Raw genomic sequence first — 19,388 nt, forward strand, 5'->3', positions numbered from 1 at the left:
TGGGGCAATATGAGCGAACGTAAATTTTTTGGAACCGATGGTATTCGTGGCAAGGTAGGTTCAGGCCAGATGACTCCCGAGCTGGCATTAAAGTTGGGTTGGGCTGCTGGGCGGGTGTTATCCCGCAGCGGCACGAAAAAAGTGATTATTGGTAAAGATACCCGTATTTCGGGTTATATGTTTGAGTCTGCCTTAGAGGCGGGTCTTTCGGCAGCTGGCCTCAATGTGATGTTAATGGGGCCAATGCCAACACCTGCTGTGGCTTATCTCACTCGCACTTTCCGCGCAGAGGCGGGGGTGGTGATCAGTGCATCCCACAATCCTTATTACGATAATGGCATTAAGTTTTTCTCAACCGATGGCAGCAAGCTCGACGATAACCTAGAGCTGGAAATTGAAGCCGAATTAGAAAAGCCCTTAGAGTGTGTTGAGTCACATCTATTGGGCAAAGTGTCACGTATTGAAGATGCGCGTGGCCGTTATATCGAATACTGCAAGGGTAACTTCCCTGCGGATCAAACCCTAACAGGGTTAAAAATTGTCGTGGACTGTGCTCACGGAGCGACCTATCACATTGCACCTGCGGTATTCCGTGAGTTAGGCGCAGAGGTGATTGCCATTGGTGATAAGCCCAATGGCGTCAACATCAATGACAAAGTGGGCGCCACGTCCATGGCGAAAATTTGCGAAACCGTATTGACCGAAGGCGCCGATTTAGGGATTGCACTCGATGGTGACGGTGACCGTATTATGATGGTCAACAGCCGTGGTGAAGTTATCGATGGTGACCAAATTCTCTATATTCTGGCCTGCGATGCTAAAGCCCGTGGCGTGCTGCGTGGTGGCGTTGTCGGCACGCTAATGTCTAATCTAGGCCTCGATTTAGCCTTGCAAGCCTTAGATATTCCTTTTGCCCGCTCTAAAGTGGGTGACCGTTATGTGATGGAGTTACTGAAAGAACTCGATTGGCGCATTGGCGGCGAAAACTCGGGCCACATCCTTAACCTTGACCATGGCACGACGGGAGATGGTATCGTGGCAGGTATCTTGGTATTGGCGGCAATGCGTCGACAAAATGCCACACTAGAGCAACTCACTGCCCCAATGGAGATGCTGCCACAAGTGTTAGTGAATGTGCGTTTTGAGGGGGAACACGACCCATTAAGCTCAGATAAAGTTAAAGCCGCTCAAGCTCAGGTTGAATCAGAACTGGGGGCCCGAGGTCGCGTATTACTACGTAAATCAGGTACTGAACCGTTAATTCGCGTAATGGTTGAAGGTGATGATCACAATACTGTGTTAGCGCACGCCAATTTGATCGCAGATGCGGTAAAATCGGCGAGCTAATCAGACCAATCTTTAGTCGAGTGCAGCTGATACCGATTAAAAATGAAGGTGTTAGCTGCATTAATGAGCAAGAATAGGGTTTGGCGTGTAAAAAGTAAGCATTCCAACCTAATATCTGAAAAATTTCGAATTTAGCTATTGTAACTTAATAAGTGGTTCGCTATTATTCACGCCGCTTTCAGAGGAGACAGTGATGGCACTCAGACGTCCTATGGTAGCTGGCAATTGGAAGATGAACGGCAGCGCGGCATTAGCCCAAGAGTTGTTCAAGAAATTTGCCTCAAAGCTCCAAAATGATTCAGCTGAAGTGGTTTTATGCCCGCCTTCTATCTATCTAGAAAGCGTAAGGCAACTGCTAGAAGCAAACAAGGAAGCGTTAGACGGTTCACTTGTTAGGATGGGCGCTCAGAATTTAAGTCAACATGACTTTGGCGCTTATACCGGAGAAGTTTCGGGTCAGATGCTTAAAGATTGCGGATGTCGATATGTCATTATCGGGCATTCAGAACGTCGCCGTATGTACGGAGAGACGAGTAATATCGTAGCGGAGAAATTCGCTGCAGCACAAAAGCACGGTTTAACCCCCATTTTATGCGTGGGTGAGTCGGGTCCAGCACGTGAAGCAAGACGTACCTTCGAGGTGATTGCGGAAGAGTTGGATATAGTGATCCAGAAAAATGGCACTATGGCTTTTGATAACGCCATTATCGCTTACGAGCCGTTATGGGCGGTAGGGACTGGTAAGAGCGCGACACCAGAGCAGGCACAAGAAGTACATGCGTTTATACGCAAGCGTCTCTCTGAAGTGTCTCCGTTTATCGGAGAAAATATCAGGATTTTGTACGGTGGCAGTGTGACACCGAGTAATGCGGCAGATTTATTTGCCCAACCTGATGTTGATGGTGGACTGATTGGCGGTGCCAGTTTAAACTCTACCGAGTTTTTAAGTCTGTGTACCATAGCGATGAGCGCATAATATGTATGAAGTTTTAGTAGTTGTTTACTTGTTGGTTGCATTAGGTTTAATTGGCCTGATCTTAATCCAGCAAGGCAAAGGAGCTGACATGGGTGCCTCATTTGGCGCCGGTGCATCAGGTACCTTATTCGGTTCAAGCGGTTCAGGTAACTTCCTGACACGTACAACGGCGATTCTGGCCATTGCGTTTTTCACGTTAAGTCTGCTGATTGGCAACTTAAGTGCAAACCACGCAAAAAATGAAGATGCATGGAAAAATTTAGGTGCTGATGAACAGGTTACTCAACCAGTTGATCAAGCAACCGAAAAGTCAGAAACGAAAATTCCTGACTAGTAAAAGGTGTCGCCGAGGTGGTGAAATTGGTAGACGCGCAGCCTTGAGGTGGCTGTGTCCTAACGGACGTGCGGGTTCAAGTCCCGCTCTCGGCACCATAATATAGCTAAGTGAGACGAAGTAAGCGCTGACTTAGTTATTGCAAGCAAAGACGATAGTCAATATACTTGCACACAGTTGACGCGGGGTGGAGCAGCTTGGTAGCTCGTCGGGCTCATAACCCGAAGGTCGTCGGTTCAAATCCGGCCCCCGCAACCAGCTCCTAGTAACGAATAGTATTTGAATTCGTTATGGTTTACAGGTTCTTGAAGCTAATAACCTCGTCATTACGGGGTTTTTTGTTATCTGGGACTTTTAAATTTGTCGTATCCGATGCGACGTTTTACTAGGGCTATTAAGCCCTTTTTTGTTTTTTCCGGGGGTCAATTTTGGCAACATTAGAATCCAGACTGGCAGACATGCTCAAAGTGCCTGTGGAGGCATTAGGCTTCCAACTTTGGGGCATTGAATATGTACAAGCGGGTAAACATTCAATCCTGCGCGTGTTCATTGATGGTGAGAATGGTATCAATATCGAAGATTGTGCCAACGTAAGTCGCCAAGTCAGCGCTGTACTCGATGTTGAAGACCCTATTTCGACCGAATATACCTTAGAGGTTTCTTCACCCGGTGTAGATAGACCGCTGTTCACTGCTGAACAATATGCGGCCTACGTCGGTGAGGATGTCAAGCTTCAACTGACTATGCCTGTCGCGGGCAGTCGTAATTTAAAAGGCGCCATTACACAGGTTGACGGCCAAATGCTGTCACTCAATGTGAATGGTAAAGAGCTGGTTGTCGCCTTGGATAATATCCGTAAAGGCAACATCATCGCTAAGTTTTGATGGTTTCAAGGTGAACGAGGCAAGACGAAATGAATAAAGAGATTCTGCTAGTCGCTGAGGCGGTTTCAAATGAAAAAGCCGTTCCACGCGAGAAAATTTTTGAAGCGCTAGAAACTGCGCTGGCAACTGCAACCAAGAAAAAATACGAAGGCGATATCGACGTTCGTGTTTCTATCGACCGTAAAACCGGCGCCTATGAAACGTTCCGCCGCTGGATGGTGATCGATGATAACGGTGTTGCGTTAGAAAACCCATACCGCGAAATCACCTTGGAAGCTGCGCGTTACGAAAACCCAGAAATCCAACCTGGCGATTACATCGAAGATCAGATCGAATCTGTTGCCTTCGACCGTATTACGACGCAAACCGCTAAGCAAGTGATCGTACAAAAAGTACGTGAAGCCGAGCGTGCGCAAGTCGTTGAACAGTTCCAAGATAAAGAAGGCGAGCTGATCACTGGTGTTGTGAAAAAAGCGACCCGTGAAAGTGTTGTTGTTGACTTAGGTAACAACGCTGACGGCGTATTGTTCCGTGAAGATTTAATTTCACGCGAATCTTTCCGTCCTGGTGACCGTGTCCGTGCACTGCTGTATTCAGTACGTCCAGAGGCACGTGGCGCGCAGTTATTCTTAACTCGCACTAAGCCAGATATGCTGATTGAGCTGTTCCGTGTTGAAGTACCGGAAATCGCCGATGAGCTGATCGAAGTCATGGGCGCTGCGCGCGACCCAGGTGCACGCGCTAAGATCGCCGTGAAGTCAAACGACCGTCGTATCGACCCAATCGGTGCTTGCGTAGGTATGCGTGGTGCACGTGTACAAGCAGTATCGAATGAACTCGGTGGCGAGCGTGTGGATATCGTGTTGTGGGATGATAATCCAGCACAATATGTGATCAACGCAATGGCGCCTGCCGATGTGGCTTCTATCATCGTTGATGAAGACAACCACTCAATGGATATCGCCGTTGAAGCGGAAAGTCTGGCACAAGCGATTGGCCGTAACGGTCAAAACGTACGTTTAGCGACTCAGCTGACTGGTTGGGAACTGAACGTAATGACAGTGGAAGACATGAACAAGAAGCACCAAGCCGAGAGCGCTAAGGTGAAGAGCTTATTCATTAACGCACTGGATGTAGATGAAGATTTTGCTCAAGTACTGGCTGACGAAGGTTTTACTTCTCTCGAAGAAGTGGCTTACGTGCCTGTATCTGAATTATTAGCAATTGATGGCTTCGATGAAGATATCGTTGAAGCATTACGTGAGCGTGCAAAAGCGGCGATCTCAACTCGAGCTCTCGCCACTGAAGAAGCACTAGATGGTGTGGAGCCAAGTGAAGAGTTATTAGCACTTGAAGGTGTTGAAAGACACTTAGCCTATGTTTTAGCAAGCAAAGGTATCGTGACTCTAGAAGACTTGGCTGAACAAGGCATTGATGATTTGATCGAAATTGAAGAATTGACAGAAGAAAAAGCAGGTGCGCTGATCATGGCTGCCCGCAACATCTGTTGGTTTGGCGAAGAAGCATAAGTCGATCAACAGGGGGATTTAACTGATGGCAGATACTACCGTAGAGAAATTGGCCACGGAAGTGGGTAAAAGTGTTGAACGTCTGATTGAGCAATTCTCTCAGGCCGGAATTAAGAAAGGCCAAACTGATAACGTGTCTGAAGCTGAGAAGCAACAGTTACTGGATTATCTGAAGAAGCAGCATGGCGGCGAAAGTGCACCGACCAAAATGACACTGCAACGTAAAACCGTATCGACCCTGAGTGTGGCCGGTAATGGTGGTCAATCTAAAGACGTTAAAGTAGAAGTACGTAAGACCCGTACTTTCGTTAAGCGCGACGTGAGCGAAGCGGTTCTGAAAGCTGAAGAAGAAGCTAAAGCGAAGGCAGAAGCCGAAGCTCAGGCAAAAGCTGAAGCAGAAGCCAAGGCCAGAGCGGAAGCCGAAGCTAAGGCTAAAGCAGACGCCGAAGCAAAAGCTGAAGCCAAGGCGAAAGCGGATGCTGAAGCAAAAGCTAAAGCCAAAGCGGCGACTGATGCGAAAACCACAAAAGATACTTCGCCAGAAGCGGAAGCGGCGCGTGTTGAAGCTGAGCGTTTAAAAGCGGCTCAAGCGGAAGCGACTAAGCGTAAGCAAGACGAAGAAGCGGCTAAAGCGGCTGAAAAAGCACGTCTGTTAGCAGAAGAAAACTCTAAGCGTTGGGACGAAGAAGAGCGTCAACGTAAAGAGGCTGAGCGTTATAGCGATCACCATATCACTACCTCTAAAGTGGCCCGTGCCGCTGAAGATTCATCGGATATGGATGAAGAAAAGCGTGGTCGTCGTGCACGTAACAAAAACACCGCTAAGACTAAACGCGGTGGTAAAGATGCTCGCGATGGTCGCGAAAAACACATGCGTAACCGCAGCACAGCGCCAGAATCAATGGCACACGGCTTTAACAAGCCAGTAGCTGCTGTTACCCGTGACGTACGTATCGGTGAAACCGTTACTGTGGCAGAACTTGCGCACTTAATGGCTGTTAAAGCGACTGAAATCATCAAACAAATGATGAAGATGGGTTCAATGGTGACGATCAACCAAGTGTTAGATCAAGAAACCGCCCAATTAGTTGCCGAAGAAATGGGCCACAAAGTAGTACTGATCCGTGAAAACGAATTAGAGCAACAAGTACTGTCTGAGCGTGATGAAGAGGGTGGCGTTAAGCTTGAACCTCGTGCGCCAGTTGTGACCATCATGGGTCACGTTGACCACGGTAAAACGTCTCTGCTCGACTATATCCGCCGCGCGAAAGTCGCTGCGGGTGAGGCCGGTGGTATTACTCAGCATATCGGTGCATACCATGTTGAGACGGAAAACGGCATGATTACTTTCTTAGACACCCCTGGTCACGCCGCGTTTACCGCAATGCGTGCCCGTGGTGCTAAAGCGACTGACATCGTTGTACTGGTTGTTGCTGCCGATGACGGCGTAATGCCACAAACTATCGAAGCGATTCAACACGCTAAAGCCGGTAACGTGCCATTGATTGTTGCCGTCAACAAGATGGACAAACCAGAAGCCGATATCGACCGCGTGAAGAGCGAATTAGCGCAACACGGCGTTATGTCTGAAGATTGGGGCGGTGACAACATGTTCGCCTTCGTATCTGCTAAGACAGGTGCTGGCGTTGACGACCTACTCGAAGGCATTCTGCTGCAAGCTGAAGTATTAGAGCTTAAAGCAGTACGTGACGGTATGGCGGCAGGTGTGGTTATCGAATCACAACTGGACAAAGGTCGTGGCCCTGTGGCAACGATTCTGGTTCAAGAAGGTACATTGCGCCAAGGCGACATCGTTCTGTGTGGTTTAGAATACGGCAAAATCCGTGCGATGAAAGACGAGAACGGTCGTTCAATCACTGAAGCGGGCCCATCAATCCCTGTTGAGATCTTAGGTCTGTCAGGTGTGCCATCTGCCGGTGATGAAGCAACTGTTGTTCGCGACGAGCGTAAAGCCCGTGAAGTAGCGCTGTACCGTCAAGGTAAGTTCCGTGACGTGAAATTAGCACGTCAGCAGAAGTCTAAGCTGGAAAACATGTTCGCGAACATGACCGAAGGCGAAGTGAAGGAACTGAACATCGTTCTGAAGGCAGACGTTCAAGGTTCACTCGAAGCGATTACCGACTCCTTAATGGGTCTGTCTACCGACGAAGTGAAAGTGAACATCATCGCTCGCGGTGTGGGTGCTCTGACCGAAACCGACGCGACTTTAGCTGCGGCTTCTAACGCTATCATGGTTGGCTTTAACGTCCGTGCCGATGCACAGGCACGTAAGACTATCGAAAGCGAAAGTGTTGACCTGCGTTACTACAGCGTTATCTATAATCTGATTGATGAAGTGAAAGCGGCGATGACGGGTATGTTGTCACCAGAATTCAAGCAACAGATTATCGGTCTGGCTGAAGTACGTGACGTGTTCAAGTCACCAAAACTTGGCGCAATCGCCGGTTGTATGGTGACTGAAGGTACCATCAAGCGCAGCGCACCAATCCGCGTACTGCGTGATAACGTGGTGATCTTCGAAGGTGAACTCGAATCGCTACGTCGCTTTAAAGACGACGTTAACGAAGTTCGCAACGGCATGGAATGTGGTATCGGTGTTAAGAACTACAACGATGTCCGCGTGGGTGACCAAATCGAAGTATTCGAAACCGTCGAAGTGGCACGTACACTGTAACGATAAAGAGGGCGGCATTAGCCGCCCTTTCAATTTAATACATTAGCTATGGTAACTCTATTATGGCAAAAGAATTCAGTCGTACACGTCGCATAGCCCAGCAGTTGCAGCAAGAGCTGGCTGTTGTGTTACAACGCGACATGAAAGATCCCCGTATTGGTTTTGTAACCGTTAATGATGTCGATGTATCCCGCGATTTAAGTTACGCCAAAGTGTTTGTGACTTTCTTCGAAGAAGACAAAGAGCTGGTGCAAGAAAAGCTCAATGCCTTGATTACAGCTGCGCCTTATATCCGTACTTTAGTTGCGGGCCGCATGAAGCTGAGAGTCATGCCTGAAATCCGTTTCGTGTATGACAGTTCATTGGTTGAAGGTATGCGTATGTCTAACCTCGTCAGCCAAGTGATCAACAGTGATAAAGCCAAGCAGCAACAGTTTGGTAGCGCCGAAGATGTGACGTCGAATGACATCGACGAAGCCGATGACACCGAAGGTAAAGCGTAATGGCGAGACGTTCGAAGGGCCGCTTTATCGACGGTATTGTGTTGTTGGACAAAGCCACTGGCATGAGTTCCAACTTTGCATTACAACGGGTAAAGCGCTTTTTTAATGCCAATAAAGCGGGGCACACGGGGGCGCTCGATCCCTTGGCAACGGGTATGCTACCTGTGTGTTTAGGCGAAGCGACTAAGTTTTCGCAGCATTTGCTGGATTCGGATAAGCGTTATCTGGTTACCGCAAAACTGGGACAACGCACAGATACTAGCGACTCCGACGGTGAAGTGGTGCAGACTCGCCCGCTCGAATTCACTGAGGCGCAGTTAATGTCCGCCTTAGAGCATTTTCGTGGCGATACCCAGCAAGTACCCTCCATGTATTCGGCGCTGAAATACCAAGGCCAGCCTTTGTATAAGTATGCCCGCGAGGGGATTGAAGTGCCGCGCGAGGCGCGTCCAATTACGGTCTTTGAACTGAACTTCATCGGTCTAGAAGGCGATGAGCTGACCTTAGACATTCATTGTTCAAAGGGCACTTATATTCGCACTATCATCGATGATTTAGGTGAGATGCTTGGTTGTGGCGCCCATGTGATTATGCTGCGTCGTACTCAAGTCGCGCATTATCCCTACGACAAAATGGTCACCTTGGAGCAACTCGAAGCCTTAGTCGCTAAGGCGCAGGAAGAGCAGCTTGACCCTAGCAGTTTGCTTGACTCGTTGCTGCTACCTATGGATACCGCTGTTGCTGACTTTCCTGAGGTCAATGTGCCAGATGCAAGCGCAGCTTACTTAATGCAAGGTCAGGCGGTACGTGTCTCTGGACTCGTTGCAGATACATTGGTGCGCATTACGTTGGGCACTGAGCGTCGTTTCGTTGGAATTGGCGAGATGAACCAAGATGGCTTACTGGCACCAAAGCGCTTAGTTGTGCTCCACGACCAAGCTAAAGCATCTTAATTGATTGTCTTGGGTTATTAATCCATCGCATTTATTGCGCGCGCCAAGGATTATGGGTAGAATAGCGCGCCCTCTGGCTGAGTTAGTGATCGGCTAGAGATTCACATTTTATATTTGGAGAGACACATGTCACTAAGTACTGAAGCGAAAGCAAAGATCCTGGCTGAATTTGGCCGTGGCGCAAACGACACTGGTTCAACTGAAGTTCAAGTTGCGCTGTTAACTGCTCAAATCAACCATTTGCAAGATCACTTCAAAGAGCACATCCACGATCACCACTCACGTCGTGGTCTGTTACGCATGGTTAGCGCTCGTCGTAAGTTATTAGCTTACCTGAAGCGTACTGAAGCAGCGCGTTACAATGAGCTGATCCAAAAGTTAGGTTTACGTCGTTAATCACGCGTTTACTGACATAAAAAAGGAGGCTAAGCCTCCTTTTTTATTGCCTCAAATTTACTCTTTTACACTCTCTCTTCGGTGCGTTAGGCGCCACGAAATCCATCAATATTGCTAATGGTTGCGGTTTGGTTGGCAATATACAGCGCCTCAAACTCTGCCTGTGGTAACGGCTGGCTAAAGTAGAAGCCTTGACCTATTTGACATTGGTTACGCTTGAGCCAATCGAGTTGCTGCTCGTTTTCGATGCCTTCGGCGACGATAGTCAGATTTAACTGTTTACCTAACATCAAAATGGTCGAGGCAATCGCACTGTCTCCTGGTAAGTCGGATACGAAGCAGCGGTCGATTTTCATGGTCGTGATCGGCAAATGCCGCAGGTAAGACAGGGAAGAGTAGCCGGTACCAAAGTCATCGACGGCGATACCAAATCCGGCCGACTTGAGCTGTTCTAACTTGTTGATCGCAAGCTCAATGTCATTCATCAACGATGTTTCGGTGATTTCAATTTCGAGCAATTCCGGTTGAATTTGGTAACGCAGCGCCATTTGCTTAATGTCCGACACTAAGCTGGCATCGGCAAATTGTTGTGACGCGACATTAATAGCAATCGGTATCGCATAGTTATATTTCTTCTGCCAGTCGCGTAGCACGCGGCAGCTTTGCTCGATAACCCAACGTCCAATCGGAATAATAATGCCGGTTTCTTCCGCCACCGGAATAAAGGAGATGGGGCTGATTAAACGGCCATCCTTTTGCCAACGGATCAGGGCTTCACAAGCGGTGATCTTACCGGTTTGTAAATCTAATTTGGGCTGAAAGTAGAGCAAAAATTCATTGTTTTTCAAGGCATCATGTAGCGATGCTTCGGTACGGAGTCGCACAGCCGCGCGCTCGGTCATCTGTTGTTTGAAGAAGGCCCATTGATTCGATCCTGCGGCCTTGGCGCTGTACATGGCGATATCGGCATGGCGGATAAGATCTTCGGCGCTGTTGCCATCTTCTGGATAGATGGAAATCCCAATCGATGCCGCCGGGTGAATCGCATGTTCATTCAGCTGAATCGGCACATTCAGCTGCACTAACAGCTTATCGACAAAGTCGGCAGCTTGGTCGGGGGAGTGAACTGAGTCGGCTAGAATCACGAATTCATCGCCGCCTAGGCGTGATACTGACCCTTTATCGCCCACCACGCGTTCCAAAATACGGGCGATGCGGGCGAGGAATTGATCGCCAAGGGCGTGTCCGAGGGAGTCATTGATATTTTTGAAACGGTCTAAGTCGATAAACATCAAAGCAAAACTGCTTTTATGAACCCGTGAGCGCTGGATAGTCACGGCAATGGTTTCGAGTAATAGGGTTCGATTAGGAAGGCCTGTTAATGGGTCTCGGGTGGCCATTTTACGCAGTTTGGATTGGGTCTGACTGAATTGAATAAGGATCTGGTTAAACTTCGATGTCACTAGACCTAATTCATCATCCTTATGGGCGTTGGACATGGGCAGCAGGTTTTCATCGGGCGAATCGGGGGAAATCTTATCAATGGCCTCGCTGATCCTGGCTATTGGCTGTGTCAAGAAGCGGTGGAATACGACAGACAGCACTAAGGTGAGTAACAGCGCGCGGGCTAAGGTGGCAAAAAAGCTGAAGCGTAACTGGCTAAAGAGGGTGTTGGTCAGTTCCTGCGTATCGTAAAAAATGGTTAGCGTGCCGATAAGCTGCTGTTTTTGAGTGCCTTCAAAGTAAAAGGGCCGATACAAGGGCCGTGAGATTTCTTTTAAGTCATCAAAGAGTTTATTGCTGAGGCTGATAAAGGTTTGTGAGTTGTTTTTCTTATTATTGCTCACGGAAACAAACATCGAGCCGTCATCGAGTTCAATCACCGCAGAGCCCACATGCTCTACTTTAATCGCCCCCTCTAGGGTTTGCCTTGCCAAATTATCATCTAAAGCCCAGACGGCGTTGGCGGCGGGTTGTTCTACAGAATCGAGTAATTCCTGTTGAGTGGTAGTGAGTTGCTGCTTGGTGGAGACGACGAGGGCGATTTCAACAATGAAGATGGCGATAGCGAAAAAAGCGCTGTAAAAACGACGAGATTTGTTTGTTTCCAAGTTAGGGATTTAAAGCGACCCGTCATTCAACACATCCTTTATTATTGTTTTCGCTATGGGGATCTTGCGACATTAAGTTACAGCATAACTCTTTGTTCGTTTACCCACTTTAGTGAAAAGATAGACCTTTGTCATCATTATCTGCTCTTTATCTATTGTGGATAATTGCAGTATACTTACGCGCGTAATTCAAGGTCATTAATTAAGGAATGGGTCACGTGAATCCAATTGTAAAGAGTTTTGAGTATGGTCAACATACAGTCACCCTGGAAACAGGTGTTATTGCACGTCAAGCAGACGCTGCCGTTTTAGCTAGCATGGGTGACACGACAGTGTTAGTCACTGTTGTTGGTAAAAAAGAAGCTGAAGCAGGCCGTGACTTCTTTCCTCTGACTGTTAACTATCAAGAAAAGACCTACGCAGCAGGTAAAATTCCTGGTGGTTTCTTTAAGCGTGAAGGCCGTCCTTCAGAAGATGAGACATTAATCGCTCGCCTGATCGACCGTCCAATTCGTCCTCTTTTCCCTAATGGCTTCACAAACGAAGTTCAAGTGATCATTACTGTTGTATCTGTCGATCCACAAATCGAGCCGGATATTATTTCAATGATCGGTACTTCGGCTGCGCTTGCTATTTCGGGTATCCCATTCAGCGGCCCATTAGGTGCAGCGCGCGTGGGTTACATCAATGGCGAATACGTACTGAACCCAACAGTGACTCAGTTAGAAAGCAGCCAACTGAACCTAGTTGTTGCCGGTACTGAGAGCGCGGTATTGATGGTTGAGTCAGAAGCTCAAGCATTACCAGAAGAAGTGATGTTAGGCTCAGTGGTTTATGGCCATGACCAACAACAAGTGGTTATCAAAGCGATTGCTGAATTCAAAGCAGAAGCGGGTAAACCAGCTTGGAATTGGACTGCACCAGTTGCCAATGAAGCCTTAGTTGCTCAAGTTAAAGAATTAGCTGAAGACGGTTTAGCGCAAGCGTATCAAATTCAAGTTAAACAAGATCGTTATGCTCAAGTTGCTGTGGTTAAAGCCGCTGCTAAAGAAGCACTGTTGGCTGCAAACCCAGACGTCGATTTACGTGAAGTTGACGGTTTGCTCGGTAGCTTAGAGAAGAAAGTGGTTCGTGGTCGCATCATCCGTGGTGAGCCTCGTATCGACGGTCGTGAGCCAGACATGGTTCGTGCTCTCAGCGTATTAGCAGGCGTATTACCACGTACTCACGGTAGTGCACTGTTTACCCGTGGCGAAACTCAAGCACTGGTAACTTGTACTCTAGGTACTGAGCGTGACGCACAGAAGATTGATAGCATCATGGGCGAGCGTACTAACCGCTTTATGCTGCACTACAACTTCCCTCCTTACTCTGTGGGTGAGACAGGTATGGTGGGTTCACCTAAGCGTCGCGAAATCGGTCACGGCAAGTTAGCATGGCGCGGTATCAACGCAGTCATGCCAACGGCTGAAGAATTCCCATACAGCGTTCGCGTGGTTTCTGAAATCACTGAATCTAACGGTTCAAGCTCTATGGCATCAGTTTGTGGTACGTCTCTTGCGCTGATGGATGCGGGTGTACCAATCAAGACTTCTGTAGCGGGTATCGCTATGGGTCTAGTAAAAGAAGGCGACAACTTCGTTGTTCTGTCTGACATCTTAGGTGATGAAGACCACTTAGGTGACATGGACTTCAAAGTAGCCGGTACTCGTGACGGTGTGACTGCACTGCAGATGGACATCAAGATCGAAGGTATCACCAAAGAAATCATGGAAATTGCACTGCAACAAGCCTACGGCGCACGTGTACATATCCTGAACGTGATGGACCAAGCGATTGGTTCACACCGTGATGATATCTCTGACCACGCTCCACGTATCACAACTATCAAGATCAACCCAGAGAAGATCCGTGATGTTATCGGTAAAGGCGGCGCGGTTATTCGTGCGCTGACCGAAGAAACCGGCACCACTATCGAACTGGAAGATGACGGTACTGTGAAGATTGCTTCGTCAAATGGCGATGCAACCCGTGAAGCCATCCGTCGTATCGAAGAAATCACTTCAGAAGTTGAAGTGGGTCGTATCTACAACGGTAAAGTTATCCGTATCGTAGACTTCGGTGCCTTCGTTAACATTCTGCCTGGCAAAGATGGTTTAGTACACATTTCGCAAATCAGCGATGAGCGTGTTGCTAACGTCTCTGACCACCTTGAACTGAACCAAGAAGTTACCGTTAAGGTAATGGAAGTGGATCGTCAAGGTCGTGTAAGACTGTCAATCAAAGAAGCACAGACTAAAGAAGCCGCTGCTGAATAATCGTCTTTACTGACATTATCGGCGTCAGTTTCGACATGACGTGACTAAAAGGAGATCAATTGATCTCCTTTTTGTTTGTTTAGGTTTAATAAAATTGCGTTTAATGCTATTCCTCAATAGCAGTCCTGAAGTGGGATTGCTATCATGAACATTCTTCTGCGTGGGTTGGGAATCTAAAAAGGTAGAAATGGATGAGTCTTAAAATTAGAACCGCTGTTGTTGCTGTGCTGGCGGGTGCCAGCTTGATGTTGGCTGGATGTGCGACCACTAAGTCTCCCTTAGACAACCAAAATGACGTTGAAGGCAAGTTAGTCATCGCCCCCGTGATGCCAGACTATAAAGTTGAAGTCACCCTTGCCAAGCTGAATGAAATATTATCGGCGGTTGAGCTAACCAACGAGCAGCGCGCACGTTTTCATTACGACCGTGGCGTGATTTACGACAGCGTTGGTTTACGCTTAATGGCGCGTATCGATTTTATGCAGGCGCTTAAACTGCAACCCGACTTAGCCGATGCCTATAATTTCCTTGGTATTTATTACACCCAAGAGGGTGAATACGATAGCGCTTATGAGGCGTTTGATGGGGTATTAGAGCTGTCGCCAAACTATGATTATGCCTATTTGAATCGCGGCATTGCGCTTTATTATGGTGATCGGAACGATCTCGCCTTAAAAGATATGCAGGCGTTTTATGCCGGCGATAATAAAGACGGTTACCGCGCCCTGTGGTTATATCTCATCCAGTCAAAGGATAACGCTGAGGAAGCTAAACGTCAGTTACAGGAGCACCGCAAGGGACTGGAAGCCGATGCCTGGTCAACCGTAATTGTTGATTATTACCTCGGTGCTAAGAGCCGCGAGCAGGTTTTTGCTGACGCCAAGTTAGGCCTGACCCACCCCAAAGAATATGCTGAGCGTTTGTGTGAAGCGTATTTCTACCTCGCGAAAATCGAAATCGCCAAGAATCAATACCAAGAGGCGGCGAATTATTTCCGTCTTGCCCTCGCGACCAATATCTATGACTTTGTTGAGCACAGATACGCGCGAATTGAGTTAGCCAAAGTTAAAGGTTTGCTCGAAGGCACAAAATAAGCCATATCGCCCGAGACACATCTTGGGCTTTACCTAGCCAAGTACGTACTGAGGCGCTATAATTTGCGCCTTTTTTAGCGATACGAGTGCATAGGTTAAATGTCAGACAATAAAGTAGAGGTCGATAAACGTCGCACCTTCGCGATTATATCGCACCCCGACGCGGGTAAAACCACCATTACCGAAAAAGTGCTGTTATTCGGAAACGCGCTGCAGAAAGCGGGTACCGTTAAGGGCAAAAAATCGGGTCAGCATGCTAAGTCTGACTGGATGGAAATGGAAAAAGACCGTGGTATTTCGATTACTACGTCTGTCATGCAGTTCCCCTATGGTGGCGCGCTCGTTAACCTACTCGATACTCCCGGCCACGAAGACTTCTCAGAAGATACTTACCGCACCTTGACGGCGGTTGACTCTTGCTTGATGGTTATCGACTCGGCAAAAGGGGTAGAGGATCGTACCATCAAATTGATGGAAGTCACGCGTCTGCGCGATACGCCTATCGTCACCTTTATGAACAAACTCGACCGTGATATTCGCGATCCCATCGAACTGATGGATGAGGTTGAAGATGTTCTTAATATCGCCTGTGCGCCTATCACTTGGCCTATTGGCAGCGGTAAAGAGTTCAAAGGTGTTTACCATATTCTGCGTGATGAAGTGGTACTGTATCAGAGCGGTATGGGACACACGATTCAAGAGCGCCGCGTGATTGAAGGCATCGATAACCCTGAGCTGGATAAGGCGATTGGTAGTTATGCTGCCGATTTACGTGATGAAATGGAGTTGGTTCGCGGTGCATCGAATGAATTTGATCATCAAGCCTTCTTAAAGGGTGAACTTACGCCAGTCTTCTTCGGTACTGCATTGGGTAACTTCGGTGTTGACCATATCCTCGATGGTATTGTGGAGTGGGCGCCAAAGCCGTTGCCTCGTGAAAGCGATGCGCGGATGATCATGCCTGACGAAGAAAAATTCACCGGTTTTGTGTTTAAAATCCAAGCTAACATGGATCCTAAACACCGTGACCGCGTTGCCTTTATGCGCGTTTGCTCGGGTCGCTATGAGCAAGGCATGAAGATGCACCATGTGCGCATTGGCAAAGATGTTAACGTCAGTGATGCCTTGACCTTTATGGCGGGTGACCGAGAACGTGCTGAAGTGGCGTATCCTGGTGATATTATTGGTTTACATAACCATGGGACCATTCGTATTGGTGATACTTTCACCCAAGGTGAAAAGTTCCGCTTTACCGGTGTACCTAACTTCGCACCTGAAATGTTCCGCCGTATTCGTCTGCGTGATCCACTCAAGCAAAAACAATTGCTTAAGGGCCTAGTTCAGTTGTCTGAAGAAGGTGCTGTGCAGGTATTCCGTCCATTAGATTCGAACGATTTGATCGTTGGGGCTGTGGGTGTGCTGCAGTTTGAAGTGGTTGTCGGCCGCTTAAAGAGCGAGTACAACGTTGAAGCGATTTACGAAGGTATTAGCGTTTCAACGGCACGCTGGGTTTATTGTAAAGATGAGCGTAAGCTAGAAGAGTTCCGCCGTAAGTGCAGCCAAAACTTGGCGCTCGATGGTGGCGATAACTTAACTTATATTGCGCCAACTATGGTTAACTTAAATCTTTCGATGGAAAGATACCCTGATATCGAGTTCGCTAAAACGCGCGAACACTAACAGGTAAGTAACCTAGGCTAAAAGGCGGTGATTCACCGCCTTTTTTGTATCTACAATTTGTGGGATGACTCATGATTCATTGGATAACTCGGGCGTGGCGTGCCTATATTCGTTGGTGTGACAAGATGGGGCTGACGCCAGAGAATCGCCGTTGTTGTATGCCTCGATTGGAGGACCCGCCATTAGCCCGCAACAAGCCGAATTGCCAAGAAAAGGCGCCTGCACCCCAAGGAGAAACAAAATCGGAGTAACAGATTGATGATGCTAGATACCCACGCACACCTCGATTTCGCAGAGTTTGATAGTGACCGCGAACAGGTCGTGCAGCGTATGCGACAAGCGGGCATCGATAATCTGATTATTCCGGGAGTTTCCCCGCTGCATTGGGAAAAGCAGTTGGCGATTGCAGAGCAATATCAATGTTATTTTGCCTTAGGTATCCATCCTTGGTTTTGCCCCGAAGATGTTGATAAGGCTATTTCTGCATTAACATTTCAAGTTTCTCAGTTACGAGAATGTCCCCGTTTTGTTGCTATTGGTGAATGCGGATTAGACAAACTTTATGCTGATAATTGGAGTAAACAGTTAGCATTTTTCGATGCGCAGCTAACTCTCGCCAATGAGCTGAACTTGCCCGTTATCGTCCATGCAGTCAAAGCTCATCAAGAGGTATTGTCCCATTTAAAGCGCCACAAACTCCCAAAAGGTGGCGTAATACACGCCTTTTCTGGCAGTCCCGATATAGCTGCTGAATATATTAAGTTGGGTTTTAAGCTAGGTATTGGGGGCTTAGTGATGAATCCCAATGCGAAAAAACTGCTCAAAACCGTCAGCGAATTGCCCCTAGACAGCTTCCTACTTGAGACTGATTCTCCAGCCATGACCCCGCAAAATGTTACAGAAAAACGGAATCAACCCGCTAACGCTGTACTTTTTATAGACAAAATTGCAACTTTGCAAAAAAAATCTAGTGTTCTAATATCAGAACACTTGGTGTCGAATGCAATGCAACTGTTTGACCTTTAGTTGTTTTTGGTTAAACAGGTGTAGGTCGCAATAGCATTTTGCTCTAAGCGGTTGAAATTAAACTCCAAAATTTTGATCAAAACGACGATTTTCGACTTTCTCTCGGGTATAATCTGACTCGGAAATAGGTTGATTAACAACATAATTAAAAAGTGTTAACAATAGGGTGATGGTTAATGAATATATTGATGAGCTTAGTAGGGGTGGTCGTCCTACTTGCGATAGGTTTCCTCCTATCGAATAACAAAAAAGCAATTAACTTGCGTACTGTGGGTGGTGCATTAGCCATCCAGGCCGCCTTCGGTGGTTTTGTACTGTACGTTCCTGTCGGTAAAGATATCCTGAAAAGTGTATCTGACGCGGTTTCTAGCGTTATCGGTTATGCACAAAACGGTATCGGCTTCCTGTTCGGTGATTTAGCTAACTTCAAACTTGGCTTTATCTTCGCGGTAAACGTGTTGCCAGTTATCGTGTTCTTCTCTTCTCTGATCGCCGTTCTGTACTACTTAGGCATCATGCAGTGGATCATCCGTATCATCGGTGGTGGTCTGCAAAAAGCATTAGGCACAAGCCGTACTGAATCTATGTCAGCGACTGCTAACATCTTCGTTGGTCAAACTGAAGCGCCGTTAGTGGTTCGTCCATTCATCCCAACTATGACTCAATCAGAACTGTTTGCGATCATGGTGGGTGGTTTAGCTTCTATCGCAGGTTCAGTACTGGCTGGTTACGCACAAATGGGCGTGCCTATTGAGTACTTAGTTGCTGCGTCATTCATGGCGGCACCAGGTGGTCTATTAATGGCTAAACTGATGCACCCAGAGACTGAAGTTGCTAAAAACGACATGGATGAATTACCAGAAGATCCTGATAAGCCAGCTAACGTATTAGACGCTGCTGCTGCGGGTGCTTCATCTGGTATGCACTTAGCGTTAAACGTTGGTGCAATGCTGTTAGCCTTCGTTGGTTTGATCGCAATGATCAACGGCATCATCGGTGGTGTAGGTGGTTGGTTCGGTGTTGAAGGTTTAACACTGGAACTGATCCTTGGTTACATCTTCATGCCTTTAGCTTTCTTAATCGGTGTACCTTGGAACGAAGCACTGGTTGCTGGTTCTTTCATCGGTCAGAAGATCGTTGTTAACGAATTCGTAGCTTACCTGAACTTTGCTCCATACCTAAAAGACATCGCTGATGGCGGTATGATTGTTGCTGACACTGGTTTAGCAATGACTGACAGAACCAAAGCGATTATTTCATTTGCACTGTGTGGTTTCGCTAACTTGTCTTCTATTGCGATTCTGCTAGGTGGTTTAGGTGCTATGGCTCCTAACCGTCGTCACGATTTAGCTAAGTTAGGTATCCGTGCTGTTATCGCCGGTTCTTTAGCTAACTTAATGAGTGCAACAATTGCAGGTCTGTTCTTAGCTATCTAAGCATAGACGTGTAGGGGAGACGCTCCCCACTAACTGGGTCCTGACCATGCAGGGCGGGACCTAAGTTAATTCAACCATTTTCCAGTAGTGAATATTTCCCGATTGT

At 47.5% G+C, this 19,388-nt stretch carries 15 protein-coding genes, 2 tRNA genes and 1 pseudogene; 17 read left to right on the forward strand and 1 reads right to left on the reverse strand.

The window, feature by feature from the left end:
• The first annotated feature begins 9 nt into the window (after positions 1 to 9).
• The 11 genes from glmM to rpsO all read left to right on the forward strand — a co-directional run bounded on the left by glmM (position 10) and on the right by rpsO (position 9,617).
• Entirely contained in the window at positions 10 to 1,347 is a 1,338-nt protein-coding gene (glmM, locus tag SHEWANA3_RS05375; protein ID WP_011716139.1) for a phosphoglucosamine mutase, read from the forward strand.
• 193 nt (positions 1,348 to 1,540) lie between these two features.
• Entirely contained in the window at positions 1,541 to 2,323 is a 783-nt protein-coding gene (gene tpiA, locus SHEWANA3_RS05380; RefSeq protein WP_011071430.1) for a triose-phosphate isomerase, read from the forward strand.
• A gap of 1 nt (position 2,324) precedes the next feature.
• Entirely contained in the window at positions 2,325 to 2,657 is a 333-nt protein-coding gene (gene secG, locus SHEWANA3_RS05385) for a preprotein translocase subunit SecG (protein ID WP_011716140.1), read from the forward strand.
• Positions 2,658 to 2,668: 11 nt separating this feature from the next.
• Positions 2,669 to 2,755: transfer RNA gene (locus tag SHEWANA3_RS05390), tRNA-Leu, on the forward strand.
• An 83-nt stretch (positions 2,756 to 2,838) separates the two neighbouring features.
• Positions 2,839 to 2,915, forward strand: a tRNA-Met gene (locus SHEWANA3_RS05395).
• A 170-nt stretch (positions 2,916 to 3,085) separates the two neighbouring features.
• A complete protein-coding gene (gene rimP / locus SHEWANA3_RS05400) occupies positions 3,086 to 3,541 on the forward strand; it encodes a ribosome maturation factor RimP (protein WP_011716141.1) in 456 nt (151 codons plus the stop codon).
• A 29-nt stretch (positions 3,542 to 3,570) separates the two neighbouring features.
• Complete coding sequence (nusA, locus tag SHEWANA3_RS05405; RefSeq protein WP_011716142.1) at positions 3,571 to 5,070, forward strand: transcription termination factor NusA; 1,500 nt, start codon at positions 3,571 to 3,573, stop codon at positions 5,068 to 5,070.
• A 25-nt stretch (positions 5,071 to 5,095) separates the two neighbouring features.
• On the forward strand, positions 5,096 to 7,765 hold the full coding sequence (gene infB / locus SHEWANA3_RS05410; RefSeq protein ID WP_011716143.1) for a translation initiation factor IF-2: 2,670 nt from the start codon (positions 5,096 to 5,098) through the stop codon (positions 7,763 to 7,765).
• Positions 7,766 to 7,827: 62 nt separating this feature from the next.
• The gene (gene rbfA, locus SHEWANA3_RS05415; RefSeq protein ID WP_011716144.1) at positions 7,828 to 8,268 is read left to right on the forward strand and encodes a 30S ribosome-binding factor RbfA; all 441 of its coding nucleotides are present in this window, start codon (positions 7,828 to 7,830) and stop codon (positions 8,266 to 8,268) included.
• Positions 8,268 to 9,221: a tRNA pseudouridine(55) synthase TruB gene (truB, locus tag SHEWANA3_RS05420; RefSeq protein WP_011716145.1), complete on the forward strand. Its 954-nt coding sequence runs from the start codon at positions 8,268 to 8,270 to the stop codon at positions 9,219 to 9,221. The genes rbfA and truB overlap by 1 nt, the downstream gene beginning before the upstream one ends.
• A gap of 126 nt (positions 9,222 to 9,347) precedes the next feature.
• Positions 9,348 to 9,617, forward strand: coding sequence for a 30S ribosomal protein S15 (rpsO, locus tag SHEWANA3_RS05425; RefSeq protein WP_011621820.1), 270 nt, complete (start codon positions 9,348 to 9,350; stop codon positions 9,615 to 9,617).
• Between the two features lie 86 nt (positions 9,618 to 9,703).
• Here rpsO and SHEWANA3_RS05430 read toward each other — a convergent pair.
• Positions 9,704 to 11,754: pseudogene (locus SHEWANA3_RS05430) on the reverse strand (EAL domain-containing protein).
• A gap of 192 nt (positions 11,755 to 11,946) precedes the next feature.
• Between SHEWANA3_RS05430 and pnp the strand changes: the two are divergent.
• The 6 genes from pnp to SHEWANA3_RS05460 all read left to right on the forward strand — a co-directional run bounded on the left by pnp (position 11,947) and on the right by SHEWANA3_RS05460 (position 19,282).
• Entirely contained in the window at positions 11,947 to 14,046 is a 2,100-nt protein-coding gene (pnp, locus tag SHEWANA3_RS05435) for a polyribonucleotide nucleotidyltransferase (protein ID WP_011716147.1), read from the forward strand.
• 191 nt (positions 14,047 to 14,237) lie between these two features.
• Positions 14,238 to 15,140: a lipoprotein NlpI gene (gene nlpI / locus SHEWANA3_RS05440; protein WP_011621823.1), complete on the forward strand. Its 903-nt coding sequence runs from the start codon at positions 14,238 to 14,240 to the stop codon at positions 15,138 to 15,140.
• 99 nt (positions 15,141 to 15,239) lie between these two features.
• Positions 15,240 to 16,820, forward strand: coding sequence for a peptide chain release factor 3 (gene prfC, locus SHEWANA3_RS05445; protein WP_011716148.1), 1,581 nt, complete (start codon positions 15,240 to 15,242; stop codon positions 16,818 to 16,820).
• A 71-nt stretch (positions 16,821 to 16,891) separates the two neighbouring features.
• Positions 16,892 to 17,071 carry a hypothetical protein gene (locus SHEWANA3_RS23950; RefSeq protein WP_041412565.1) on the forward strand — a complete coding sequence of 60 codons (180 nt, stop codon included), beginning with the start codon at positions 16,892 to 16,894 and terminating at the stop codon, positions 17,069 to 17,071.
• 10 nt (positions 17,072 to 17,081) lie between these two features.
• The gene (locus tag SHEWANA3_RS05455) at positions 17,082 to 17,846 is read left to right on the forward strand and encodes a TatD family hydrolase (RefSeq protein WP_041412946.1); all 765 of its coding nucleotides are present in this window, start codon (positions 17,082 to 17,084) and stop codon (positions 17,844 to 17,846) included.
• Positions 17,847 to 18,022: 176 nt separating this feature from the next.
• Entirely contained in the window at positions 18,023 to 19,282 is a 1,260-nt protein-coding gene (locus SHEWANA3_RS05460; protein WP_011716150.1) for a NupC/NupG family nucleoside CNT transporter, read from the forward strand.
• The last annotated feature ends 106 nt before the right edge of the window (positions 19,283 to 19,388 follow it).

This window comes from Shewanella sp. ANA-3, assembly GCF_000203935.1.
Classification (GTDB): Bacteria; Pseudomonadota; Gammaproteobacteria; order Enterobacterales; family Shewanellaceae; genus Shewanella.

Bases quoted from the DNA above. Each gene is read 5' to 3' on its own strand.
- glmM (WP_011716139.1), top strand. From the start codon at position 10: ATGAGCGAACGTAAATTTTTTGGAACCGATGGTATTCGTGGCAAGGTA.
- tpiA (WP_011071430.1), top strand. From the start codon at position 1,541: ATGGCACTCAGACGTCCTATGGTAGCTGGCAATTGGAAGATGAACGGC.
- secG (WP_011716140.1), top strand. From the start codon at position 2,325: ATGTATGAAGTTTTAGTAGTTGTTTACTTGTTGGTTGCATTAGGTTTA.
- nusA (WP_011716142.1), top strand. From the start codon at position 3,571: ATGAATAAAGAGATTCTGCTAGTCGCTGAGGCGGTTTCAAATGAAAAA.
- infB (WP_011716143.1), top strand. From the start codon at position 5,096: ATGGCAGATACTACCGTAGAGAAATTGGCCACGGAAGTGGGTAAAAGT.
- rbfA (WP_011716144.1), top strand. From the start codon at position 7,828: ATGGCAAAAGAATTCAGTCGTACACGTCGCATAGCCCAGCAGTTGCAG.
- truB (WP_011716145.1), top strand. From the start codon at position 8,268: ATGGCGAGACGTTCGAAGGGCCGCTTTATCGACGGTATTGTGTTGTTG.
- rpsO (WP_011621820.1), top strand. From the start codon at position 9,348: ATGTCACTAAGTACTGAAGCGAAAGCAAAGATCCTGGCTGAATTTGGC.
- nlpI (WP_011621823.1), top strand. From the start codon at position 14,238: ATGAGTCTTAAAATTAGAACCGCTGTTGTTGCTGTGCTGGCGGGTGCC.
- prfC (WP_011716148.1), top strand. From the start codon at position 15,240: ATGTCAGACAATAAAGTAGAGGTCGATAAACGTCGCACCTTCGCGATT.
- SHEWANA3_RS23950 (WP_041412565.1), top strand. From the start codon at position 16,892: ATGATTCATTGGATAACTCGGGCGTGGCGTGCCTATATTCGTTGGTGT.
- SHEWANA3_RS05455 (WP_041412946.1), top strand. From the start codon at position 17,082: ATGCTAGATACCCACGCACACCTCGATTTCGCAGAGTTTGATAGTGAC.
- SHEWANA3_RS05460 (WP_011716150.1), top strand. From the start codon at position 18,023: ATGAATATATTGATGAGCTTAGTAGGGGTGGTCGTCCTACTTGCGATA.